The sequence below is a fragment of the Enterobacter sp. MGH 24 genome (assembly GCF_000493015.1).
Classification (GTDB): domain Bacteria; phylum Pseudomonadota; class Gammaproteobacteria; order Enterobacterales; family Enterobacteriaceae; genus Enterobacter.
Genome location: NZ_KI535657.1, coordinates 3,660,203 through 3,681,804 on the forward strand (window position 1 = coordinate 3,660,203; position 21,602 = coordinate 3,681,804).

Below are 21,602 nucleotides of genomic sequence, written 5' to 3' on the forward strand. Positions count from 1 at the left end.
GGTGGACATATCCACAGGAATCCGTACACCTGCAAGGAGAGAAATATGAGTAACGTAAAGGTTGTTGATGTCATCATTCGCAAAACGGCGGAGAAAACGAAATTAACCGGCGAAGGAAATCTGTCGGTCTCTATTTCATCGCCGAGCGTGATTGAAATCCAGGGTTCTGCTCAGGATGTGGTGCGTTATGTCCGCCAGGGTAAAGACCTCCTCATTTATATGAAAGATGGCAGCGTTATTCGCTGCAATAACTATTTTGTTGAAGATCCAGAAACGCATAATCAGTCAGAACTGGTGTTCAACGACCGTCAGGAACTGACACATATTTCTTTTGCCGATGCCGGGGAAGCGTCAGGCGCTGCGGTGACCGAGTTAACCGCGCAGGCCACACCGATTAGCAGCATTCAACCTTTCCTTGAGCAGGAAAGTGTTTTAAGCGACGCGCCGTGGGGCTGGATTGCGGGAGCTGCGTTAGGCGGCGGTGCCATCGGGGCGCTGCTGGCAAACGGCGGTGACGGCGAAACTAAAACAAAAGTCATTGATAACACGAAAGAAGTGGAAAGCGCGACGCCGACCTTCTTGCTATCGGATAAAGCGGGTGACAAGCAGGGCGTGCTGAGTGCAAAAGAGGTCACGGATGATAACACCCCAACCTTTAGCGGTACGGGGCAGCCTGGGGCGACCATTCAGGTCAAAGACAGCAGCGGCAGCACCATTGCCAGCACTATGGTCGCGAAGGACGGCACCTGGACGGTAAAACTCCCGAGCCAGACCGACGGGGAACATACCTGGTCCGTCGTGCAGATCGACGGCAGCAAAACGACCTCTGCGGGGAGCATTACCGTAACCGTGTCGACGGCTGATGCCACGTTAACGCTGGCCACCACGGCGGGTGATAACGTGATCAACGCCAGCGAACAGTCTGCGGGCTTCACGCTCTCCGGCGCCAGTAAAAACCTGGCGCAGGGTACCGAACTCACCGTGACGCTGAACGGCAAGACCTATTCCGCAGAAGTGGGAGCAAACGGCGCGTGGAGCGTGAAGGTGCCTGCCGCAGACGCGCAGGCGCTGGGCGACGGTACCTGGACGGTTAACGTTAGCGGTAAAGACGCGGCGGGTAACACCGTCAGCGGCAGCCAGACGATTGGCGTTGATACCGTAGCACCGACGCTGTCCGTCGACGCAATCGCGCAGGACAACATCATTAATGCCGCTGAACACAATCAGCCGTTAACGCTGACGGGTAAAACCGATGCGGAAGCGGGCCAGATTGTCACGGTCACGCTGAACGGCAAAAACCACACCGCGACCGTGGGCAGCGACGGTACCTGGTCCGTCACGCTTCCCGCCAGTGAAGTACAGGCGATGGCGAACGGCGAACACACCCTGACGGTCAACGTCAGCGACAAAGCGGGTAACGGTTCTACCACCACAGCCGATTTTACCGTCGATACCGCAGCACCCGTTGTGACGATCAACACCGTCGCGGGTGACGACATTCTGAACACCAGCGAGCAGGGCCAGGCGCAGATCGTTTCCGGGCAGGCAAACGGTGCCGCCGCGGGCGATGTGGTCACCGTGACCCTTGGCGGCCAGACCTTCACCGGTGTGGTGCAGGCCGACGGCAGCTGGAGCGTCGGCGTTCCGGCGTCCGTGCTGGGCGCGCTGGGAGAAGGCAACCACACGCTTTCGGTTTCCGTCACTGACGCGGCAGGCAACACCGGCAGCGCCACGCACGGCATTACGCTGAGCGGACACCCGCCGGAATTTACGATTGACGCCATCAGCCAGGATAACGTCCTGAATGCCCAGGAGGCGATGCAGCCCCTGAGCCTGACCGGCACCAGCAATCTGCCGGACGGCACCACCGTCACCGTGACGCTGAACAACGTCAACTATCAGGCTACCGTCGAAAACGGTATCTGGGCGGTCCAGGTGCCGGTGTCCGACGTCCTGAATCTGGCGAACACGCTTTATACCGTCAGCGTCAGCGGTACCGATAGCGTGGGTAACAGCGGTTCTGCCGAAGCGAATCTGCTGGTGGATACCGTCCTTCCGCAGGTCATTATCAATACGTTTGCGGGCGACAACCTGGTCAATAACGCCGAAGCGGGCGTCGATCAAACCCTCAGCGGTCGCGTCAGTGGCGCGGCGGCGGGCGATACCGTCTCTGTAACCGTCGGTGGCAAGAGCTATACCGCAACGGTTGGCAGCGATCTGACCTGGAGCCTGAAAATTCCGTCAGCGGATCTTCAGGCGTTCGGCGATGGGGATTTAACCTTCAGCGCCTCCGTCACCAACGCACACGGCAATACCGGCACCGGCGAGCGTGATATCAATATCAACGCGGAGCTGCCGGGCCTGCGCGTGAACACCATTTCCGGCGATGATGTGATCAACGCCATTGAACAGCAGCAGGATCTGAGCGTCACCGGTTCCAGTACCCATCTGGCCGCGGGGACGCAGATTGTCGTCACCATTAACAACGTTGAGTACGTTACCGCGGTTAACTCCAGCGGCAACTGGCAGATCGGCGTTCCGGCGGCGGACCTGCAGGCCTGGACGGCGGGCGGCATGACGGTTAGCGTCAGCGCTGAAGATGCCTGGGGCAATACCGTTGCGGCTGAACACCCGATTGAACTCGATCTGAACGCCGTCGCGGTCACCATTGATACCGTCTCCGGCGACGACCTGCTGAATGCGGCGGAAAAAGGCGCGGACTTAACCCTTTCCGGCCAGACGCAGGGCGTGGAGGCAGGGCAAACCGTGGTGGTGAAATTTGCCGACCAGACCTTTACCGCGCAGGTGCAGCAGGACGGTTCCTGGAGCCTGAGCGTACCCGCCAGCGCCATGGAAACCCTGATCGACGGGCGCGCGCAGGTGAGCGTCAGCGTCACTAACGTCAGCGGCAACAGCGCGGACGCGTCGCGCGTGGTCACGGTGGATACGCAGCCACCGGCGATTACGCTCGATAACCTGACCGACGACAACATCATCAACGCGGCTGAAGCGCAGCAGGATTTAGCCTTAAGCGGTACCAGCACTGCGGAAGCGGGCCAGACGGTCACCGTGACGCTGAACGGCAAAACGTATCAGACCACGGTTCAGGCGGATGGTACCTGGCAGCTGAGCGTCCCGGCGGCAGACGTGGGTGCCCTGACGGATGGCATCGTGACCGTGACGGCAACCGTGAGCGACGTGGCGGGCAACAGCAGCAGCGCCGATCGCGTGGGACTGGTGGATGCCACCGTTCCGCAGGTGACCATTAACGACTTTGTCACCGACACCAATACCGTTAATCAGCTCGCCCATTCACAGGCGCAGATCCTGAGCGGCTCCGTCACCGGGGCGGCAGCGGGCGATCGGGTGACCATCACCATTAACAGCGTCGATTACACCACCGTGGTGGATGCGGCGGGGAACTGGAGCCTTGGCCTGCCGGCATCCGTCGTGCAGGGGCTGGCGGACGGCACCTGGACCATCGATGTTTCCGTGACCGACCGATCCGGCAATACCGGAAGCAGTTCACTGGATGTGGTAGTGAATACCGTGACGCCTGTCATCGGTATCAGCACGCTGGCGGCGGACGATGTGATTAACGCGACCGAGAAGGGCGAAGATCTGCTGCTCTCCGGCACCAGCAACCAGCCGGAAGGGACCAGCATCACCGTTAACCTGAACGGCATCAACTACACCGCTACCACCGACGCCAGCGGTAACTGGAGCGTGACCGTACCGGCCTCGGCCGTCAGCGTGCTGGGTGAAGCCCATTACACCGTGACGGCGAGCGTCACGGATAGCGTCGGCAACAGCGCGTCAACCTCACACGATGTGCTGGTGGACACCTCGCTGCCGGTGGTGACGATCGACACGCTGGCGGGCGACAATATCGTTAACGCCGCGGAAGTGGCGGCAGGGCAAACCCTGACCGGTAAGGTGACGAATGCGGCGTCAGGTGACACTGTCACTATCATCCTTGGCGGCCAGACCTACACCGCTACCGTGCAGGACGATCTGACCTGGAGCCTGCCGTTAAGCGAGAGCCAGCTTACCGCGCTCGGCAACGGCGGCCTCACGGTATCCGCCAGCGTGACCAACGCGCACGGCAATACCGGCTCTTCTTCTCTCGACTTTAGTATCGACGCCCAGCTCCCGGGCCTGCGTATTGATACCGTCGCAGGTGACGACGTCATCAACGCGATCGAACACGCTCAGAACCTGATTGTGTCCGGCACCAGCACCGATCTGGCGGCGGGCAGCACCGTGACCGTGACTATCAACGGCAAGGATTATTCAGCGTCGGTCATGGCGGATGGCACCTGGCAGGCGGCGGTACCGGCGGCCGATGTCTCCCAGTGGGCGGACGGTTCGCTGGATATCAAGGCCAGCGCGCAGGATGCTTCCGGCAACCCGGTGGCTATCGGCACCGTTGTGGATGTGGATCTCACCCCGGTTGCCATCAGCATCGACAGCGTGACCGACGATAACGTGCTTAACGCGGCGGAAAAAGGCCAGGATCTGGTGCTTTCCGGCACCACCTCCAACGTTGAAGCGGGTCAGACCGTGACCATTACCTTTGCGGGTAAAACCTATACCACCACGGTGGATGCCAACGGCGACTGGACCTGGACCGTTCCGGCTGCCGATCTGAGCGGCCTGAAAGACGGCGACGCCAGCGTGCAGGTTAGCGTCACCAACGTGAACGGCAACGCGGCGTCTTCGGCGCAGGAGTTCAGCGTCGATACCACCGCGCCGACGGTGACCATCAACACCATCAGCCATGACAATATGCTGAACGCGGCAGAGGCGGCGCAGGATCTGACCCTGAGCGGCACCTCTACTGCCGAAGCGGGCCAGACGGTCACCGTGACCTTCAACGGCAACACCTATACCGCGCAGGTGCAGGCGGACGGCAGCTGGACGCTCGACGTGCCGGCGGCGGATATGGCAGGCATCACCGACGGCAATGCGGCGGTCACGGCGACCGTGTCCGATAAGGCAGGCAACCCGGCCAGCGCGGGCTCCTCGGTGCTGGTCGACACCACCGTACCGCAGATTTCGTTCAACATCGTTGCGGGTGACGACGTCATCAATATTGCCGAGCACGGCCAGGCGCTGATCGTCTCCGGTAAGGTGACGGGCGCGCAGGCGGGCGACGTGATTACCGTGACCCTGAACGGCAAAGACTACACCGCGATGCTGGACGCGTCCGGCAACTGGAGCGTGGGCGTTCCGGCGGCGGACGTTGGCGCGCTGGCAAATGGCGACCAGACGATCGCTGCGACCCTCACCGATAAAGCCGGTAACAGCACCACCGCGACGCACGCGTTTGACGTCTCCCTGACCGCGCCGGTGGTTGCCATCAATACCCTGGCGGTTGACGACGTGATCAACGCAACCGAGAAAGGCCAGGATCTGCTGGTGTCCGGCACCAGCAACCAGCCGGACGGAACCACCATTACGGTGACCCTGAACGGGATTAACTATATGGCGACTACCGACGCCAGCGGGAACTGGAGCGTGACCGTTCCGGCGGCAAACGTCTCTGCGCTGGGCGAAGCAAGCTACGTCGTGACGGCGAGCGTAACCGACGCCGCAGGCAACAGCGCGAGCACCGGGCACAGCGTGCTGGTCGACAGCGCGCTGCCGCAGGTCACCATCAACCCTGTCGCCACGGACGATGTCATCAACGCAGCGGAAGTGGCTGCCGGGCAGACCCTGAGCGGGAAAGTGAGCGGTGCGGCCAGCGGTGACACTGTCACCATTTCAGTCGGCGGCAATACCTGGACCGCGACGGTACAGGACGATCTGAGCTGGTCGGTCAACGTGCCGTCTGACGTTTTAACCGCCATCGGTAACGGCGATCTGACGGTGTCAGCAAGCGTGACTAACGGCCACGGCAACACCGGCTCCGGCGAGCGCGACATCACCATTGATGCCAACCTGCCGGGCCTGCGCGTCGATACCGTGGCGGGTGACGATGTCATCAACAGCATTGAGCACGCGCAAAACCTGATTATCACCGGCTCCAGCGAAGGACTGGCAACGGGCGCGGCGTTAACGGTGACCGTCAACGGTAAAACCTACGCCGCAACCGTGCTGGCGGACGGCACCTGGACGGCGGCCATTCCGGCAGCAGACGTCAGCGCGCTGAACGCGGGCACGGTCACCGTGACCGTGGAAGGCCAGAGCGCGGCGGGTAATCCGGTTTCCATCAGCCACGACGTAAAGGTGGATCTGGCGGCGGTCGCCATCAGCATTGACCCTATTGCATCGGACGACGTAATCAACGCGGCGGAGAAAGGCGCGGACCTGGTGCTGTCCGGCTCGACCACCAACGTGGAAGAAAACCAGACCGTTACCATCACCTTCGGCGGCAGGTCATACACCGCGACGGTGGATGCCAGCGGCAACTGGACGGCGACCGTACCGTCTGCCGATTTGGGCAGCCTGAAAGACGGCGATGCCAGCGTGCAGGTGAGCGTCACCAACGTGAACGGCAACAGCGCGTCGGCGGGCCGCGAGTACAGCGTGGATGCGACCGCACCGACGGTGTCTATCGAGATTGTCAGCGACAACAACATCATCAATGCGGCCGAAGCGCAGCAGGATCTGGTCGTTAACGGCGTGACCAACGCCGAAGCGGGCCAGACCGTCACCGTGACGATGAACGGCGTGGACTACACCACCACCGTGCAGGCAAACGGCAGCTGGAGCGTGACCGTGCCGTCCGCGGATCTGAGCGGCATTACCGACGGCAGCTACACCATCAGCGCCGCCGTGTCTGATAAGGCGGGCAACCCGGCCTCAGCGGATCGCGACGTGCTGGTCGATACCACCGTCCCGCAGCTGACTATTAACACCGTTTCCGACGACGATGTGATCAACAGCGCCGAGCACGCGCAGGCGCTGATTGTCACGGGCTCCGTGACCGGCGCGGCGGCGGGCGACGTGGTCACCGTCACCCTCAACGGCAAATCGTACACCGCTACCCTGGATGCCTCCGGCAACTGGAGCGTGGGCGTGCCTGCGGCGGACGTCACCGCGCTGGCCGCCGGGGATTACACCATTACCGCGGCGCTGACCGATAAAGCGGGCAACAGCAACAGCGCCACGCACGGCGTGGAGGTGAACCTGACCGCGCCGGTGCTGACCATTGACACTGTTTCCGGTGACGATGTAATCAACAACAGCGAGAAAACCCAGGATCTGACGATCTCCGGTACGGCTTCCGGTCTGGCGGCAGGCGCGGTGGTAACCGTGATGCTGAACGGCAAAGCGTACAGCGCGCAGGTGGATGATAACGGGAAATGGACCACCACCGTTCCGGCGGACCAGGTGGGCCAACTGGGTGAAGCGTTGTACACCGTTACCGCCTCAGCAACGGACGGCGTCGGCAACAATACCAGCACGTCACACACCGTGAACGTGGAATCCGTTCTGCCGGGCGTGATTATCAACACCATTGCAGGTGACGACGTCATTAACGCGGCGGAACTGGCAGCCGGCCAGACCATCAGCGGTAAGGTGGTGAATGCCGAAGCGGGCAATACCGTGACCGTGACGATTGGCGGCAACAGCTACACCGCAACGGTGCAGAGCGATCTCACCTGGTCCGTGAACGTGCCGTCCGACGTGCTGACCGCACTGGGCAACGGTGATTTAACCGTGTCAGCCAGCGTCACGAACGGCGTGGGTAATAGCGGAACGGGCGAGCGCGAAATCGTGATAGACGCTAACCTGCCGGGCCTGCGCGTGGATACCGTGGCGGGTGACGACGTGATCAACAGCATCGAACATACTCAAAACCTGATTATCACCGGTTCCAGCGACGGGCTGGCGGCGGGCGCGGCGCTGACCGTGACCGTCAACGGCAAAACCTATCCGGCGACCGTGCTGGCGGACGGCACCTGGAGCGCGGCGATCCCGGCCGCAGACGTCGGCGCACTGAGTGCCGGCACGGTTACTGTATCCGTTGCTGGCCAGAGCAGCGCCGGTAACCCGGTTTCTATCAGCCACGATGTGACGGTGGATCTGGCGAGCGTTGCCATTAGCATCGACGCCATCGCCACCGATGACGTGATTAACGCCGCCGAGAAGGGCGCTGATCTGGTGCTCTCCGGCACTACCTCGAACGTCGAGGAAAACCAGACCGTTACCATCACCTTCGGCGGCAAGTCATACACCGCGACGGTGGATGCCAGCGGCAACTGGACGGCGACCGTACCGTCTGCCGATTTGGGCAGCCTGAAGGACGGCGACGCCAGCGTGCAGGTGAGCGTCACCAACGTGAACGGCAACAGCGCCTCGGCGGGCCGGGAGTACAGCGTGGATGCGACCGCACCGTCCATGACCATCAATACCCTGGCGAACGACGATATTCTGAACGCCGCTGAAGCGCAGTCCGATTTGACCGTGTCCGGCACCACCACCGCCGAAGCGGGCCAGACGGTCACCGTATCGCTGAACGGCAAAGACTACACCACAACCGTCAGCGCAGACGGCAGCTGGACGCTGAACGTCCCGGCGGCGGATCTGGCTGGATTAACCAACGGCAGCGTCACCGTTACCGCATCGGTTAGCGACAAGGCGGGTAACCCGGCGTCGGTGGACCACAACCTGGCGGTAGATATCACCGCGCCTGCGGTGACCATTAATACCGTGGCGGGCGACGACGTCATTAACATCGCAGAACACGGCCAGGCGCAAATCATCAGCGGCACCGCCACCGGCGCGGCGGCGGGCGATAAGGTCACCGTCACGATTGGCGGGCAGACCTACACCACCGTGCTGGACGCGGCGGGGAACTGGAGCGTGGGCGTCCCGGCGAGCGTGATTTCCGGCCTCAGCGACGGCACCGTGACCGTCACGGCGTCAGTCACCGACGCGGCGGGCAACACCGGCAGCGGCACGCATAACGTGACCGTCGATACCGGTCTGCCATCGGTGGCCTTCAACGCTATCAGCGATGACAACGTCCTGAACGCGGTAGAAAAAGGTCAGGACCTGAGCGTCAGCGGCACCAGCGCCAACCTCGCGGAAGGCACCGTGGTGACCGTAACCCTGAACGGCAAAAACTACACGGCGACGACGGCGGCAGACGGCACCTGGAGCCTGACGGTGCCGGCAGCGGATCTGGCCGGTCTCGGCCAGGCCAGTTACACCCTGAATGCGACCGCCACCAACGGCGTGGGCAACAGCGTGAGCAACGCCGCGAACCTGCTGGTCGACACCGCGCTGCCGACCGTCACCATCAACACCGTGGCGGGCGATAACGTCATCAACGCGGCGGAAGTGGCGGCAGGCCAGACCCTGAGCGGCACCGTGGCGAACGCTGAAGCGGGCAATACCGTGACCGTCACCCTTGGCGGCAACAGCTACACCGCAACGGTGCAGAGCGATCTGACCTGGTCCGTGAACGTGCCGTCTGACGTGCTGACCGCGCTGGGCAACGGCAGCCTGAGCGTAACGGCGACCGTCACCAACGGCCACGGCAATACCGGCACCGGCGAGCGCGAGATCGCTATCGACGCTAACCTGCCGGGCCTGCGCGTCGACACCGTCGCGGGTGATGATGTGGTCAACACCATCGAGCACGCGCAGAACCTGATCGTCACCGGTTCCAGCGACGGGCTGGCGGCAGGCACGGCGCTGACCGTGACCGTCAACGGTAAATCCTATGCGGCGACCGTGCTGGCGGACGGGACCTGGAGCGCGGCGATCCCGTCCACCGACGTGAGCGCGTGGCCGGAAGGCACCGTCAAAATCAGCGTTACCGGCGACAGCTCGGCGGGCAACCCGATTACCATCAGCCACGACGTGACGGTGGATCTGGCGACCGTTGCCATCAGCATCAATTCCATCGCCACCGACGACGTGATTAACGCGGCGGAGAAGGGCGCGGATCTGGTGCTGTCCGGTGCGACCACCAACGTGGAAGCCGGGCAGACCGTGACCATCAGCCTGAACGGCAAAATCTATACCGCGACAGTAGACGACAGCGGTAACTGGACCTACACCGTACCGTCTGCGGATCTGGCACACCTTAAGGACGGTGACGCCAGCGTGCAGGTGAGCGTCACCAACGTGAACGGCAACAGCGCCTCGGCGGGCCGCGAGTACAGCGTGGATGCGACCGCGCCGTCCGTGACCATCAATACCCTGGCGAACGACGATATTCTGAATGCCACCGAAGTTCAGGCCGATCTGACCGTGTCCGGCACCACCACCGCCGAAGCGGGCCAGACCGTGACCGTGACGCTGAACGGCAAAGACTACACCACAACCGCAGGCGCGGACGGCAGCTGGACGCTGAACGTTCCGGCGGCGGATCTGGCTGGATTAACCGACGGCAGCGTGACCGTTACCGCAAGCGTCAGCGATAAAGCGGGTAACCCGGCGTCGGTCGATCACACTCTGACGGTGGACGTGACCGTGCCTGCGGTAACCATCAACACCGTGGCGGGCGACGACGTGATTAACATCACTGAGCACGCTCAGGCACACATCATCAGCGGCACCGCCACCGGCGCGGCGGCGGGCGATAAGGTCACCGTCACCCTCGGCGGCCAGATCTACACCACCGTGCTGGACGCGGCGGGGAACTGGAGCGTGGGCGTCCCGGCGAGCGTCATTTCCGGGCTCAGCGACGGCACCGTCACCGTCACGGCGTCAGTCACCGACGCGGCGGGCAATACCGGTTCCGGCACGCATAACGTGACCGTCGATACCGGCCTGCCGTCCGTGGCCTTCAACGCCATCAGCGATGACAACGTCCTGAACGCGGTGGAAAAAGGTCAGGATCTGAGCGTCAGCGGCACCAGCGCTAACCTCGCGGAAGGCACCGTGGTGGCCGTGACCCTCAACGGTAAAAACTATACCGCGACCACTGCGGCGGACGGCAGCTGGAGCCTGACGGTGCCGGCGGCGGATCTCGCAGGTCTCGGCGAAGCCAACTACACCCTGAGCGCCGCCGCGACCAACGGCGTGGGCAACAGCGTGAGCAACACCGCGAACCTGCTGGTCGACACCGCGCTGCCGACCGTCACCATCAACACCGTGGCGGGCGACAACGTCATCAACGCGGCGGAAGTGGCCGCAGGCCAGACCATCAGCGGCACCGTAGCGAACGCGGAAGCGGGCAACACCGTGACCGTGACGATTGGCGGCAACAGCTACACCGCAACGGTGCAGAACGACCTGACCTGGTCCGTTAACGTGCCGGAATCCGTCCTGACCGCGCTGGGCAACGGCGAGTTGACCGTGTCGGCGACCGTCACCAACGGCCACGGGAACACCGGCGCGGGCGAGCGCGACATCGTGATAGACGCCAGCCTGCCGGGCCTGCGCGTCGATACCGTCGCGGGCGACGATGTGATTAACAGCATCGAGCATGGACAGAACCTGATTGTCACCGGCTCCAGCGACGGGCTGGCGGCAGGCACTACGCTCACCGTGACCGTCAATGGCAAAACCTATGCGGCCTCCGTGCTGGCAGACGGTACCTGGAGCGCGGCGATCCCGGCGGCAGACGTCGGGGCCCTGGCTGCGGGCTCGGTTACCGTGACCGTTGCAGGCCAGAGCGCGGCGGGCAATCCGGTGACCATCAGCCATGACGTGACGGTGGATCTGGCGGCAGTCGCTATCAGCATCGATGCGATTGCCACCGACGACGTGATTAACGCGGCAGAAAAAGGCGCGGATCTGGTGCTGTCCGGCAGCACCTCGAACGTGGAGGAAAACCAGACCGTGACCGTCACCTTCGGCGGCAAGACGTACACCGCGAAGGTGGATGCTGACGGTAACTGGACGGCCACCGTGCCTTCCGCCGATCTCGCAGGCCTGAAGGACGGCGATGCCAGCGTGCAGGTGAGCGTCACCAACGTGAACGGCAACAGCGCCTCGGCGGGCCGCGAGTACAGCGTAGACGCCACCGCGCCAACCGTGAGCATTGATACGGTCGCTGGCGATAACGTGATTAACGGCAGCGAAGCCGCTGCGGGTGTGGCCATTTCCGGCACCACCACGGCGGAAGTCGGTCAGACGGTCACCGTGACGCTGGGCGGGAAGAGCTATACCGCGCAGGTGCAGCAGGGCGGTATCTGGAGCGTGAACGTGCCGGGCACCGACCTGTCCGCTCTGGCGGATAACGGCTACACCGTGCAGGTCAGCGTGAGCGACGCCGCGGGTAACCCGGGCAGCGCGGGCAAAGCGATTACGCTTGATACCACGCCGCCAACCGTCAGCTTTAACGTCGTGGCGGGCGATAACGTCATCAACAGCGTGGAGCACGGACAGGCGCAGATCGTCAGCGGCACCGCCACCGGCGCGAGCGTCGGCGATAAGCTGGTCATCACCATCGGTTCGAACCAGTACACCACCACCGTTGACGCCAGCGGTAACTGGAGCGTGGGTGTTCCGGCCAGCGTAATTTCCGCGCTCAACGACGGCACCGTGACCCTCAGCGCGACCATTACCGACAGCGCGGGCAACAGCAGCACCCAGACCCACGACGTGGTGGTAAACACGGCCTCCGTGGCGCTGACGGTGAACACCGTTAGCGGTGACGACGTCATCAACGCGGCGGAAGCCGGTTCGTCCCTGGTGATTAACGGCTCCAGCGCCCAGTTCGCCAGCGGGACGCAGGTCACCGTGACGCTGAACGGCAAAACCTATACGGCCACCATCCAGAGCGACGGCAGCTGGACGACCACCGTTCCGGCCGCCGACGTGGGCGCCCTGGCCGATGGCGCGAGCTATCAGATCTCCGTGGCGGCGCAGGACAGCGCGGGCAACAGCGCCTCTGCAACGCACGGCCTCAGCGTGGATACCACTGCGCCGGTCGTGAGCATTGCGACGCTGTCGGGTGACGATATGCTGAACGCGCTTGAAGCGCAGCAGCCGCTGACCGTGCACGGCTCTTCCAGCGCGGAAGCGGGTCAGACCGTCACCGTGACGCTGGGTGGCAAATCCTACACTGCAACCGTGGCAAACGACGGCACCTGGACGCTCGACGTGCCGGCGGCCGATCTGGCTGCGCTGAGCCAGGGTGCGCTGACGGTGACCGCCTCGGTCAACGATAAAGCCGGTAATAACGGCCAGACCACGCACACCTTAACGGTCGATACCGTCGCGCCAACCGTGACCATCAGCACCGTGGCCGATGACGATATCGTCAACAACGCGGAGCAGCTGGCGGGCCAGACCATCAGCGGCACCACTACGGCGGAACAGGGCCAGACGGTGACCGTCTCCTTCAACGGGCACAGCTATCAGGCGACCGTCGGGGCGGACGGATCGTGGTCGGTCTTCGTGCCGGGCCGTGATTTCCTCGGCCTGAGCGACGGGGATTACACCATTACGGCTACGGTGAGCGATAAGGCGGGTAACCCGGGCAGCGCAACGCACGACGTGACGCTGAACGGCGATGTCCCAACCATCACCATTAACACCTTTGCGCAGGACGATATCGTCAACGCCGCCGAGCACGGCACGCCGCTGGTTGTCAGCGGCACCACCGACGCCCCGGCGGGCCAGACGGTGACCATTACGCTGAACGGCAAAACCTACACGGCGACCGTCCAGAATGACGGCACCTGGAGCTATACGGTGGGCAGCGCAGACGTGACCGCGCTGGCGGACGGCGGTTCGTACGTGATTAACGCGCAGGTCAGCAACGCCATCGGCAACAGCGGCAGCGATAACCACAGCGTTACCGTGGATCTCACCGCGCCGTCGATGGGCATCAGCATTGACTCACTGCAAAACGACACCGGCCTGAGCGCGAGTGATTTCATCACCAACGATGCTCATATCGCGATTAACGGCTCGCTGACCGCGCAGCTCGGCAATAACGAGAAGGCGCAGATCAGCCTCGACGGCGGCACCACCTGGATTGACCTGAACGTGACCGGCACCACCTGGCGCTACACCGATGGCCGCACCCTGACGGACGGTACGTACCAGTACCAGGTGCGCGTGATCGATAACGCCGGGAACGTGGGGGCGACGGACAGCCAGGACGTGGTGATTGACCTGACCATGCCTGTAGCAACGACGATTACGGTCGATTCCATCACCCAGGATACCGGCCTGTCCGGCAGCGACTTTATCACCAGCGACAACCAGATCAGCCTGAAAGGGACGCTCGGTGCGGCGCTGGGCAGCGGCGACCACGCGCAGATCAGCCTCGACGGCGGCGTGACCTGGACCGACGTCAGCGTCAGCGGCCTGAGCTGGACGTATGTAGACGGTCGTACGCTGGCCGACGGGGATTACAACTACCAGCTGCGCGTGATTGACGACGCGGGCAATATCAGCGCCACCGCCAGCCAGGTGGTGACCATTGATACGGTTGCGCCGGACGCCAGCAAAACCATCGCCATCGACAGCATCAGCGACGATACCGGCCTGAGCAGCAGCGACTTTATCACTAACGATACGTCCCTGACGCTGCATGGCTCGCTCGGCGCGACGCTGGCCGACGGCGAATATGCCCAGATCAGCCTCGACGGCGGCGTCACCTGGCAGAACGTGATCGTCACCGGCAACAGCTGGTACTACGTCGATAGCCGCACGCTGGGTAACCAGACCTATGACTACTACGTTCGCGTGGTGGATGCGGCGGGTAACGTGGGCGCCAGCGCCCATCAGCAGGTGACCGTCGATACGGTCGCCCCGGATGCGGCGATTACGGTGACCGTGGATAACATCACCGTGGATACCGGCTTTGACAATAACGACTTCCTGACCAGTTCGACCTCGTACACGCTGCACGGAACGCTCGGCGCCGCGTTGGGCGCGGGTGAATTCGTGCAGGTGAGCATGGACGGCGGCAGCACCTGGGTGTACGCCACCGTGAGCGGTACGCAGTGGAGCTACAGCGACACCCGTACCCTGACCGACGGCAGCCATAACTATCAGGTGCGGGTCGTCGACCAGGCGGGGAACGTCGGGGCAACCACCTCGCAGGCGGTAACGGTGGATACGCAGGCGCCGCAGTACGGCATCACCGTTGACAGCATCAGCGAAGATACCGGGCAGTCCAGCAGTGACTTCATCACCATGGACACCACGCTGACCATCAACGGCTCGCTGGGCAGCGCGCTGGCAAGCGACGAGCGCGTGCAGATCAGTCTGGACGGCGGAAACACCTGGCTCGATACCACGGTCACCAACCAGCGCTGGAGCTACACCGATACCCGCGATCTGCCTGACGGGGACTATACCTACCAGGTGCGGATTATCGACCAGGCGGGCAACGTCGGCTCCACCGCCTCTCAGGTGGTGACGGTAGACACCACGCCGCCAGCCACGGTGGGAACCGTAGTGAGCTATACCGACGGCGAAGGCGAGCGTCAGGGCACCTTTGGCAGCGCGGTGGCAACGGACGATAACTCGCCGCTGATCAACGGTACACTTAACCGCGCTCCGGACGACGGTGAAATTGTGCAGCTCTATCGTGACGGGGTCCTGCTCGGCCAGGTGACCATGAACGGCAGTGCAAGCTGGTCCTTCCAGGACAACGGCCTGAGCGATGGCAATCACACCTACATTGTGCGCGTCACCGACAGGGCCGGTAACTACACGGAATCCGACGGCTTTGTGCTGAACGTTGATACCAGCATCCCGACCACCACGGCGGCGATTACCGCGCAGACCACGTCGGACACCACGCCGATTGTCAGCGGGACCGTCTCCGCCGATCTGGTGAACGGTGAATATCTGGTGGTAACGGTGAACGGGAAAACCTACACCTCCCAGACGGGCGGCGCGGTGGTGGTCGATCCGGACCACAACACCTGGTATCTGCAGATCCCGGACGGCGATGCGCTGAGCGTGTCGAGCTACAGCGTGACGGCGCAGGTGAAGAGCAGTGCGGGTAACGGCAACACGACCGGAACGGCGACCGGCAGCCTGGTGATTGATACCACCTCGGTGAATACCGACTGGGCGACCACGGCGGGGAACAGCAACAACTCCACCATGACGGTGGGGACGAACAGCAGCGGCCTGTGGAACATCATTGCTAACGGCCAGTCTTACTCCAGCAGCGATAGCTCGACCTATGCCGGAAATACGCTGACCAACACCCGCAGCTACTACGTGGTGAGCCAGACCGCCGCCGACTTTGACCGTAACGGCACGCAGGATATCTTCGCGACGGAGACCACCTACGCCGGATCCACGCAGGTGATGTGGACCTACGATGGCAGCACCTATAACGCCAGCCAGCTGGCGATGGGGACCACCATCTGGTACGGCGGCGTGATTGCGTACGATAAAACCGGCGATGGCTATCTGGATCTGGCCTACGGCGATGCCGGCATGGACTCACTGACCTACCTGGTGAACAACAACGGCGTTCTGTCGCCGGACGGCACCGGTGGCGAAGGCGGTTTCTACGGTCAGTTCGATTCCGGGCGCGAAATCTCCGGCGTCGACCTGAACAACGACGGCACGGTGGATATCGTTCAGCACACCAACCGCAGCGGCGCGTACTCGTTAACCGTGATCAACAACAACGGCAACGGCACGCTCTCTATCGGTCAGAACCTGACGAACGTGTTTGTGGCAAACGCCTCGAATACCACCACGGCGGCATCCATGACGTGGGCGGACTTCAACGGCGATGGCTACATGGATCTGTACCTGGGCAGCAGCTACAACAACAACGGCGGGGTGATTTACTACAACGACGGCACCGGTAAGCTCTCTGCTACCAAGAGTGCGGTGGAAGCCTCTAACGCCACGGCGGGCTATCTGTCGGTGGCGGTGGACTGGAACGGCGACGGGCAGATGGACATCATCAAGCTCAGCACCTACGGCGGTTCGCAGACGGCGACCCTGTTCACCAACAACGGTTACGGCTCCACCTGGACCTCAAGCCAGCTGGCTTCGGGTCTGGCGAACGTCACCGGCGTGGCGGCAGTGGACTACAACTGGGACGGCGCGCAGGATCTGCTGGTCTCTCAGCAGAACGGCAAGGTGGTGCTGGTGCAAAACAGCAAAACCATTGCTGACGGCACCGCGATGCATCTGCACATTGTCGATAGCGAGGGCATCAACGCCTACTACGGCAACACGGTCAATCTGTACAACGCCGCGGGCGTACTGGTGGCCTCGCAGATCATCAACGCCCAGTCCGGTATCGGCTCGAACGATACCTCCGCGCTGGTGAGCTTCTACGGTCTGGATCCGAATGAAACCTATTCGGCCGAGATCCTGAAGATTACCAACGGCGTGTCGGATAACGTCACCTGGAGCGGTCTGGAGGCGGGCAACGGCAAAGAGGGCTACGTCCTGACGGCCGAAGCCGCCACCGGCGGCCACAGCGGGACCATTACCGGTACCGGGTATAACGACACCTTTATCGCAGAGGACGGCACCTATACCTATAACGGCTCCGGCGGCTGGAATACCCATTCCGACTACGACACCTGGAGCAACACCGGCGGGATGGACGTGGTGGATTACCGCAATGCGACCTCCGGCGTGACCGTTGACCTGCGCCTCTCTACCGCGCAGGACACCGGGTTCGGCACGTCACGACTGCTCAACATTGAGGGGATCAACGGCTCGAACTTCGACGACGTCATTACCGGCAACAGCGGTGATAACCGGTTCGAAGGCCGCGGCGGGAACGACACCTTCAACATCGGCAGCGGCGGTCACGATACGTTGCTCTACAAGCTGATCAACGCGTCTGACGCCACGGGCGGTAACGGTCACGACGTGGTGAACGGCTTTACGGTCGGCACCTGGGAAGGGACCGCGGACACGGATCGTATTGACCTGCGCGATCTGCTCTCCGGCAGCGGCTATACCGGCACGGGCTCGGCGAGCTACGTGAACGGCGTGGCCACGCTGGACAGCAGCGCGGGCAACATCAGCGATTACATCCGCGTGGTGCAGAACGGCAGCAATACCGAGATCCAGGTTGACCTGGACGGTACCGGCGGCCAGTTCTCGCCAACCACGCTGGTGACGCTGAACGGCGTGCAGACGGATCTGGCGACGCTGCTGGCGAACCATCAGCTGTTAATTGCGTAAAACAACGCCGCGGGGAGCGATCCTCGCGGCTTTTTGCGTTTCTTTACATGAATAGCGATAACCCTATATTTCACAAGATTATTTTGCGGGGTCGTTTAGAGAATGTTCGATTTTAAATCATCCCGTAAAGGTATCATTTCAGTGCGAAATTACCGCACTGGACAGGACGTAGCATTATGAAGACACATCCACAGTACGAACCCTGGCTGCAGGGCATGCTCATCATCGCGAAGCACTACCGGCTGGATTTCTCAGCGGAGCATGTTCGGGTCACGATTAACCATGAAAGCCAGTCTCCACGCCAGCTGGTGCTGGAGGAGATGGCGCGTCAGCTTGGGCTGGGGATGCGTGTGGTGGCGGCTGAAGCGGTATCCCTCGATCCCTGGCGCGTGCCGCTGCTGGCGGAATTCACCGGCGGACAAATCGCGGTCATTAACCGCATGGACAGCGAAGGCAACGTCAGCCTGCAGTTTAGCGGTGACGCGGGGCTGGAGACGACCCTGACGCGTGACGAACTCGGTGCGCGGCTGAAAGGGCTGATGGTGTTGCGCCCGCTCGAATCCACGCCGGATGCCCGCGTGGACGACTACATCAAACCGTATGAGAAAAACTGGTTCTGGCAGCTGGCGCTGAAAGACTGGCGGCGCTACAGCGACATTATGCTGGTGGCGCTGGTGGCCAACGTGCTGGCGCTTTCCGGCATGGTCTTCTCCATGCAGGTGTACGACAGGGTGGTGCCGTCCCAGTCGGAAGCCACGCTGTGGGTGCTGTTTGGCGGCGTGATGATTGCCATCGTGTTCGAATTCATCATGCGCATGCTGCGCGTGCATATTTCTGACGTGGTGGGGAAGCGTGCCGACCTGCGCATCTCTGAACGCGTTTTCGCCCACGCGCTGCGAATTAAAAACGGCGCGCGATCCAAATCAACCGGATCGTTTATCGCGCAGATCCGCGAGCTGGAGTCGGTGCGCGAGCTGATCACATCCACCACCATTGCGGCCATTTCCGATCTGCCGTTCTTCCTGCTGTTCGTTTTTATTCTGTGGATGATTGGCGGCCCGCTGGTGCTGGTGGTCCTGCTCGCCGTGCCGCTGCTGCTCATCCCCGGCCTGCTGGTGCAGCGCCCGCTGGGGAAACTCTCCAGCGAAGGGATGCGTGAATCCGCCATACGAAACGCCACGCTGGTGGAAGCGGTGCAGGGCATTGAGGACATCAAGCTCATGCGCGCCGAGCAGCGTTTCCAGAACCAGTGGAACAACACCAACGACGTCGCCGCCAGCGTCGGCATGAAGCAGCGCTGGCTGACGGGCCTGCTGCTCACCTGGACGCAGGAGGTGCAGTCCATCGTCTATGCGGTGGTACTGCTGGTGGGCTGTTATCTGGTCATCAGCGGCGACATGACCACCGGTGCGCTGGTGGGAACCTCGATTCTGGCATCGCGCACCATCGCGCCGCTGTCGCAGATCTCAGGCGTGCTCTCGCGCTGGCAGTCGGCAAAGGTGGCCCGCAAGGGGCTGGACGACCTGATGCAGCGTCCCATTGACGATCCGCAGCACGGCAAAAAGGTGCACAAAGCCCACCTGCGCGGCGACTATAGCCTTGAGGACGTCGGGTTTTATTACGACGAGGAAGAGAAACTCACCGTGCTCAACATCAGCAAGCTGCAGATCCGCGCCGGAGAGCGCGTGGCGGTGCTCGGGCGCAATGGTTCCGGTAAAAGCACGCTGCTACAGCTTCTGGCGGGCATGCAGGAGCCGCAGCAGGGCAGCATCCTGCTCGACGATATCGCCCTCAATCATCTGGACCCGGCCGACGTGCGTCGCGACATGCAGCTGCTCGGCCAGCAGGCCCGGCTGTTCTTTGGCTCCGTGCGGGACAACATCCTGATGGGGAACCCGTTAGCCACTGACGATGAGATTCATCAGGCGCTGGTCAACAGCGGCGCGCTGGAGTTTGTGCGCAAGCAGAAAATGGGGCTGAACTATATCATCAACGAAGGCGGGGCTGGCCTCTCCGGCGGGCAGCGTCAGGCGCTGCTGCTGGCGCGCGCGCTAATCACCTCCCCGAATATCCTGCTGCTGGACGAGCCTACCGCCTGGCTGGACGAAATGAGCGAGAAGCAGTTTATACAGCATCTTCACAAATGGCTGGGTAAACGCCGGACGCTGGTCGTGGCGACGCATCGCCTGCCGATTCTGGACCTGGTCGACCGCATCATTGTGCTGGAAAACGGCAAGGTGGTGATGGACGGCCCGCGCGATGCGATCCTGCATCAGCACGGTATGGCGCCGCAGAAAGCCGCGCAGCGCACCGTGACCATGAAGCCGGCGGCGGTTGCCGAGGAGGGTGCGGCATGAATGATTTGTCTCGTTTCAATAGCCGACTGAAGGAGCCGCGCCTGCCGCGCTCGTCACTGGTGGCATGGTCCCTGTTCGCCCTGCTGGCGGTGTTTATCGTCTGGGCAAGCCTGTTCCATCTTGATGAAGTGACGACCGGCAGCGGCAAAGTCATACCGTCTTCTCATGAGCAGGTCATTCAGTCCCTGGAAGGCGGCATTATCCACAGCCTGATGGTGCGCGAGGGCGATATTGTTGAACGCGGCCAGCAGCTCGCGCAGCTTGACCGGACGAAAACCGAGTCCAGCGTGCTGGAGAGCGAGTCTCGTCTGAATGCGGCGCTGGCAACCGCTGCGCGCCTGAAGGCCGAGGTGAACGATACGGAACTTGCGTTCCCGGAAGAGCTGGATGACGACGTTGAGCTGGTTAAACAGGAAACGGCGCTCTACCAGTCCCGTCGTGAGAGCCTCGAAAAAGGGCTGGCCGGATTGCGTCAGGGCGCCGAGCTGGTGCAGCGCGAGCTGTCGTTAACTCGTCCACTGGTGACCCAGGGGGCGGCCAGCAAGGTTGAGGTATTACGTCTTGAGCGTCAAAAAAATGAGCTTGAGAACAAAATCACCGAGATGAAAAACCAATATTACGTTCGCGCCCGTGAAGAACTGGCGAAAGCCAATGCGGAGATTGAAGCCCAGCGTTCGGTGATGAAAGGGCGTGAGGACTCCCTGACCCGGCTGACCTTCAATGCCCCGGTTCGCGGGATCGTGAAGGATATTGACGTTACGACCGTGGGGGGCGTTATCCCGCCGAACGGCAAGCTGATGAGCCTTGTCCCGCTTGACGATCAGATGGTGGTCGAAGCGAAAATCTCGCCGCGCGATGTGGCGTTTATTCATCCTGGCCAGAAAGCGCTGGTGAAAATTACGGCCTATGACTATTCCATCTATGGCGGACTGGAAGGGGAAGTGACCATGATTTCCCCGGACACCCTGCAGGATGAGGTGAAAAGGGATGTTTACTACTATCGCGTTTATATTCGTACCGACAGTAACCATCTGACCAATAAGCAAGGTCAGGAATTTCCGGTCTTTCCGGGCATGATTGCTACCGTTGATATTAAAACCGGCAGTAAAACCATTCTGGATTATCTGTTGAAGCCGCTGAACAAGGCAAAAGAGGCGCTGCGCGAAAGATAAAATAGTGGCGTTCGGGATCCCG

At 62.2% G+C, this 21,602-nt stretch carries 3 protein-coding genes; all 3 read left to right on the plus strand.

Annotated elements, in window-relative coordinates; genetic code table 11:
• Positions 1 to 45: 45 nt before the first annotated feature.
• The 3 genes from L370_RS04715 to L370_RS04705 all read left to right on the plus strand — a co-directional run bounded on the left by L370_RS04715 (position 46) and on the right by L370_RS04705 (position 21,580).
• A complete protein-coding gene (locus tag L370_RS04715) occupies positions 46 to 18,051 on the plus strand; it encodes an Ig-like domain-containing protein (protein WP_023335639.1) in 18,006 nt (6,001 codons plus the stop codon).
• 176 nt (positions 18,052 to 18,227) lie between these two features.
• Positions 18,228 to 20,408 (plus strand): type I secretion system permease/ATPase, encoded by a 2,181-nt coding sequence (locus L370_RS04710; protein ID WP_023335640.1) that lies wholly within the window; start codon positions 18,228 to 18,230, stop codon positions 20,406 to 20,408.
• Positions 20,405 to 21,580 (plus strand): HlyD family type I secretion periplasmic adaptor subunit, encoded by a 1,176-nt coding sequence (locus L370_RS04705; RefSeq protein WP_023335641.1) that lies wholly within the window; start codon positions 20,405 to 20,407, stop codon positions 21,578 to 21,580. The genes L370_RS04710 and L370_RS04705 overlap by 4 nt, the downstream gene beginning before the upstream one ends.
• The last annotated feature ends 22 nt before the right edge of the window (positions 21,581 to 21,602 follow it).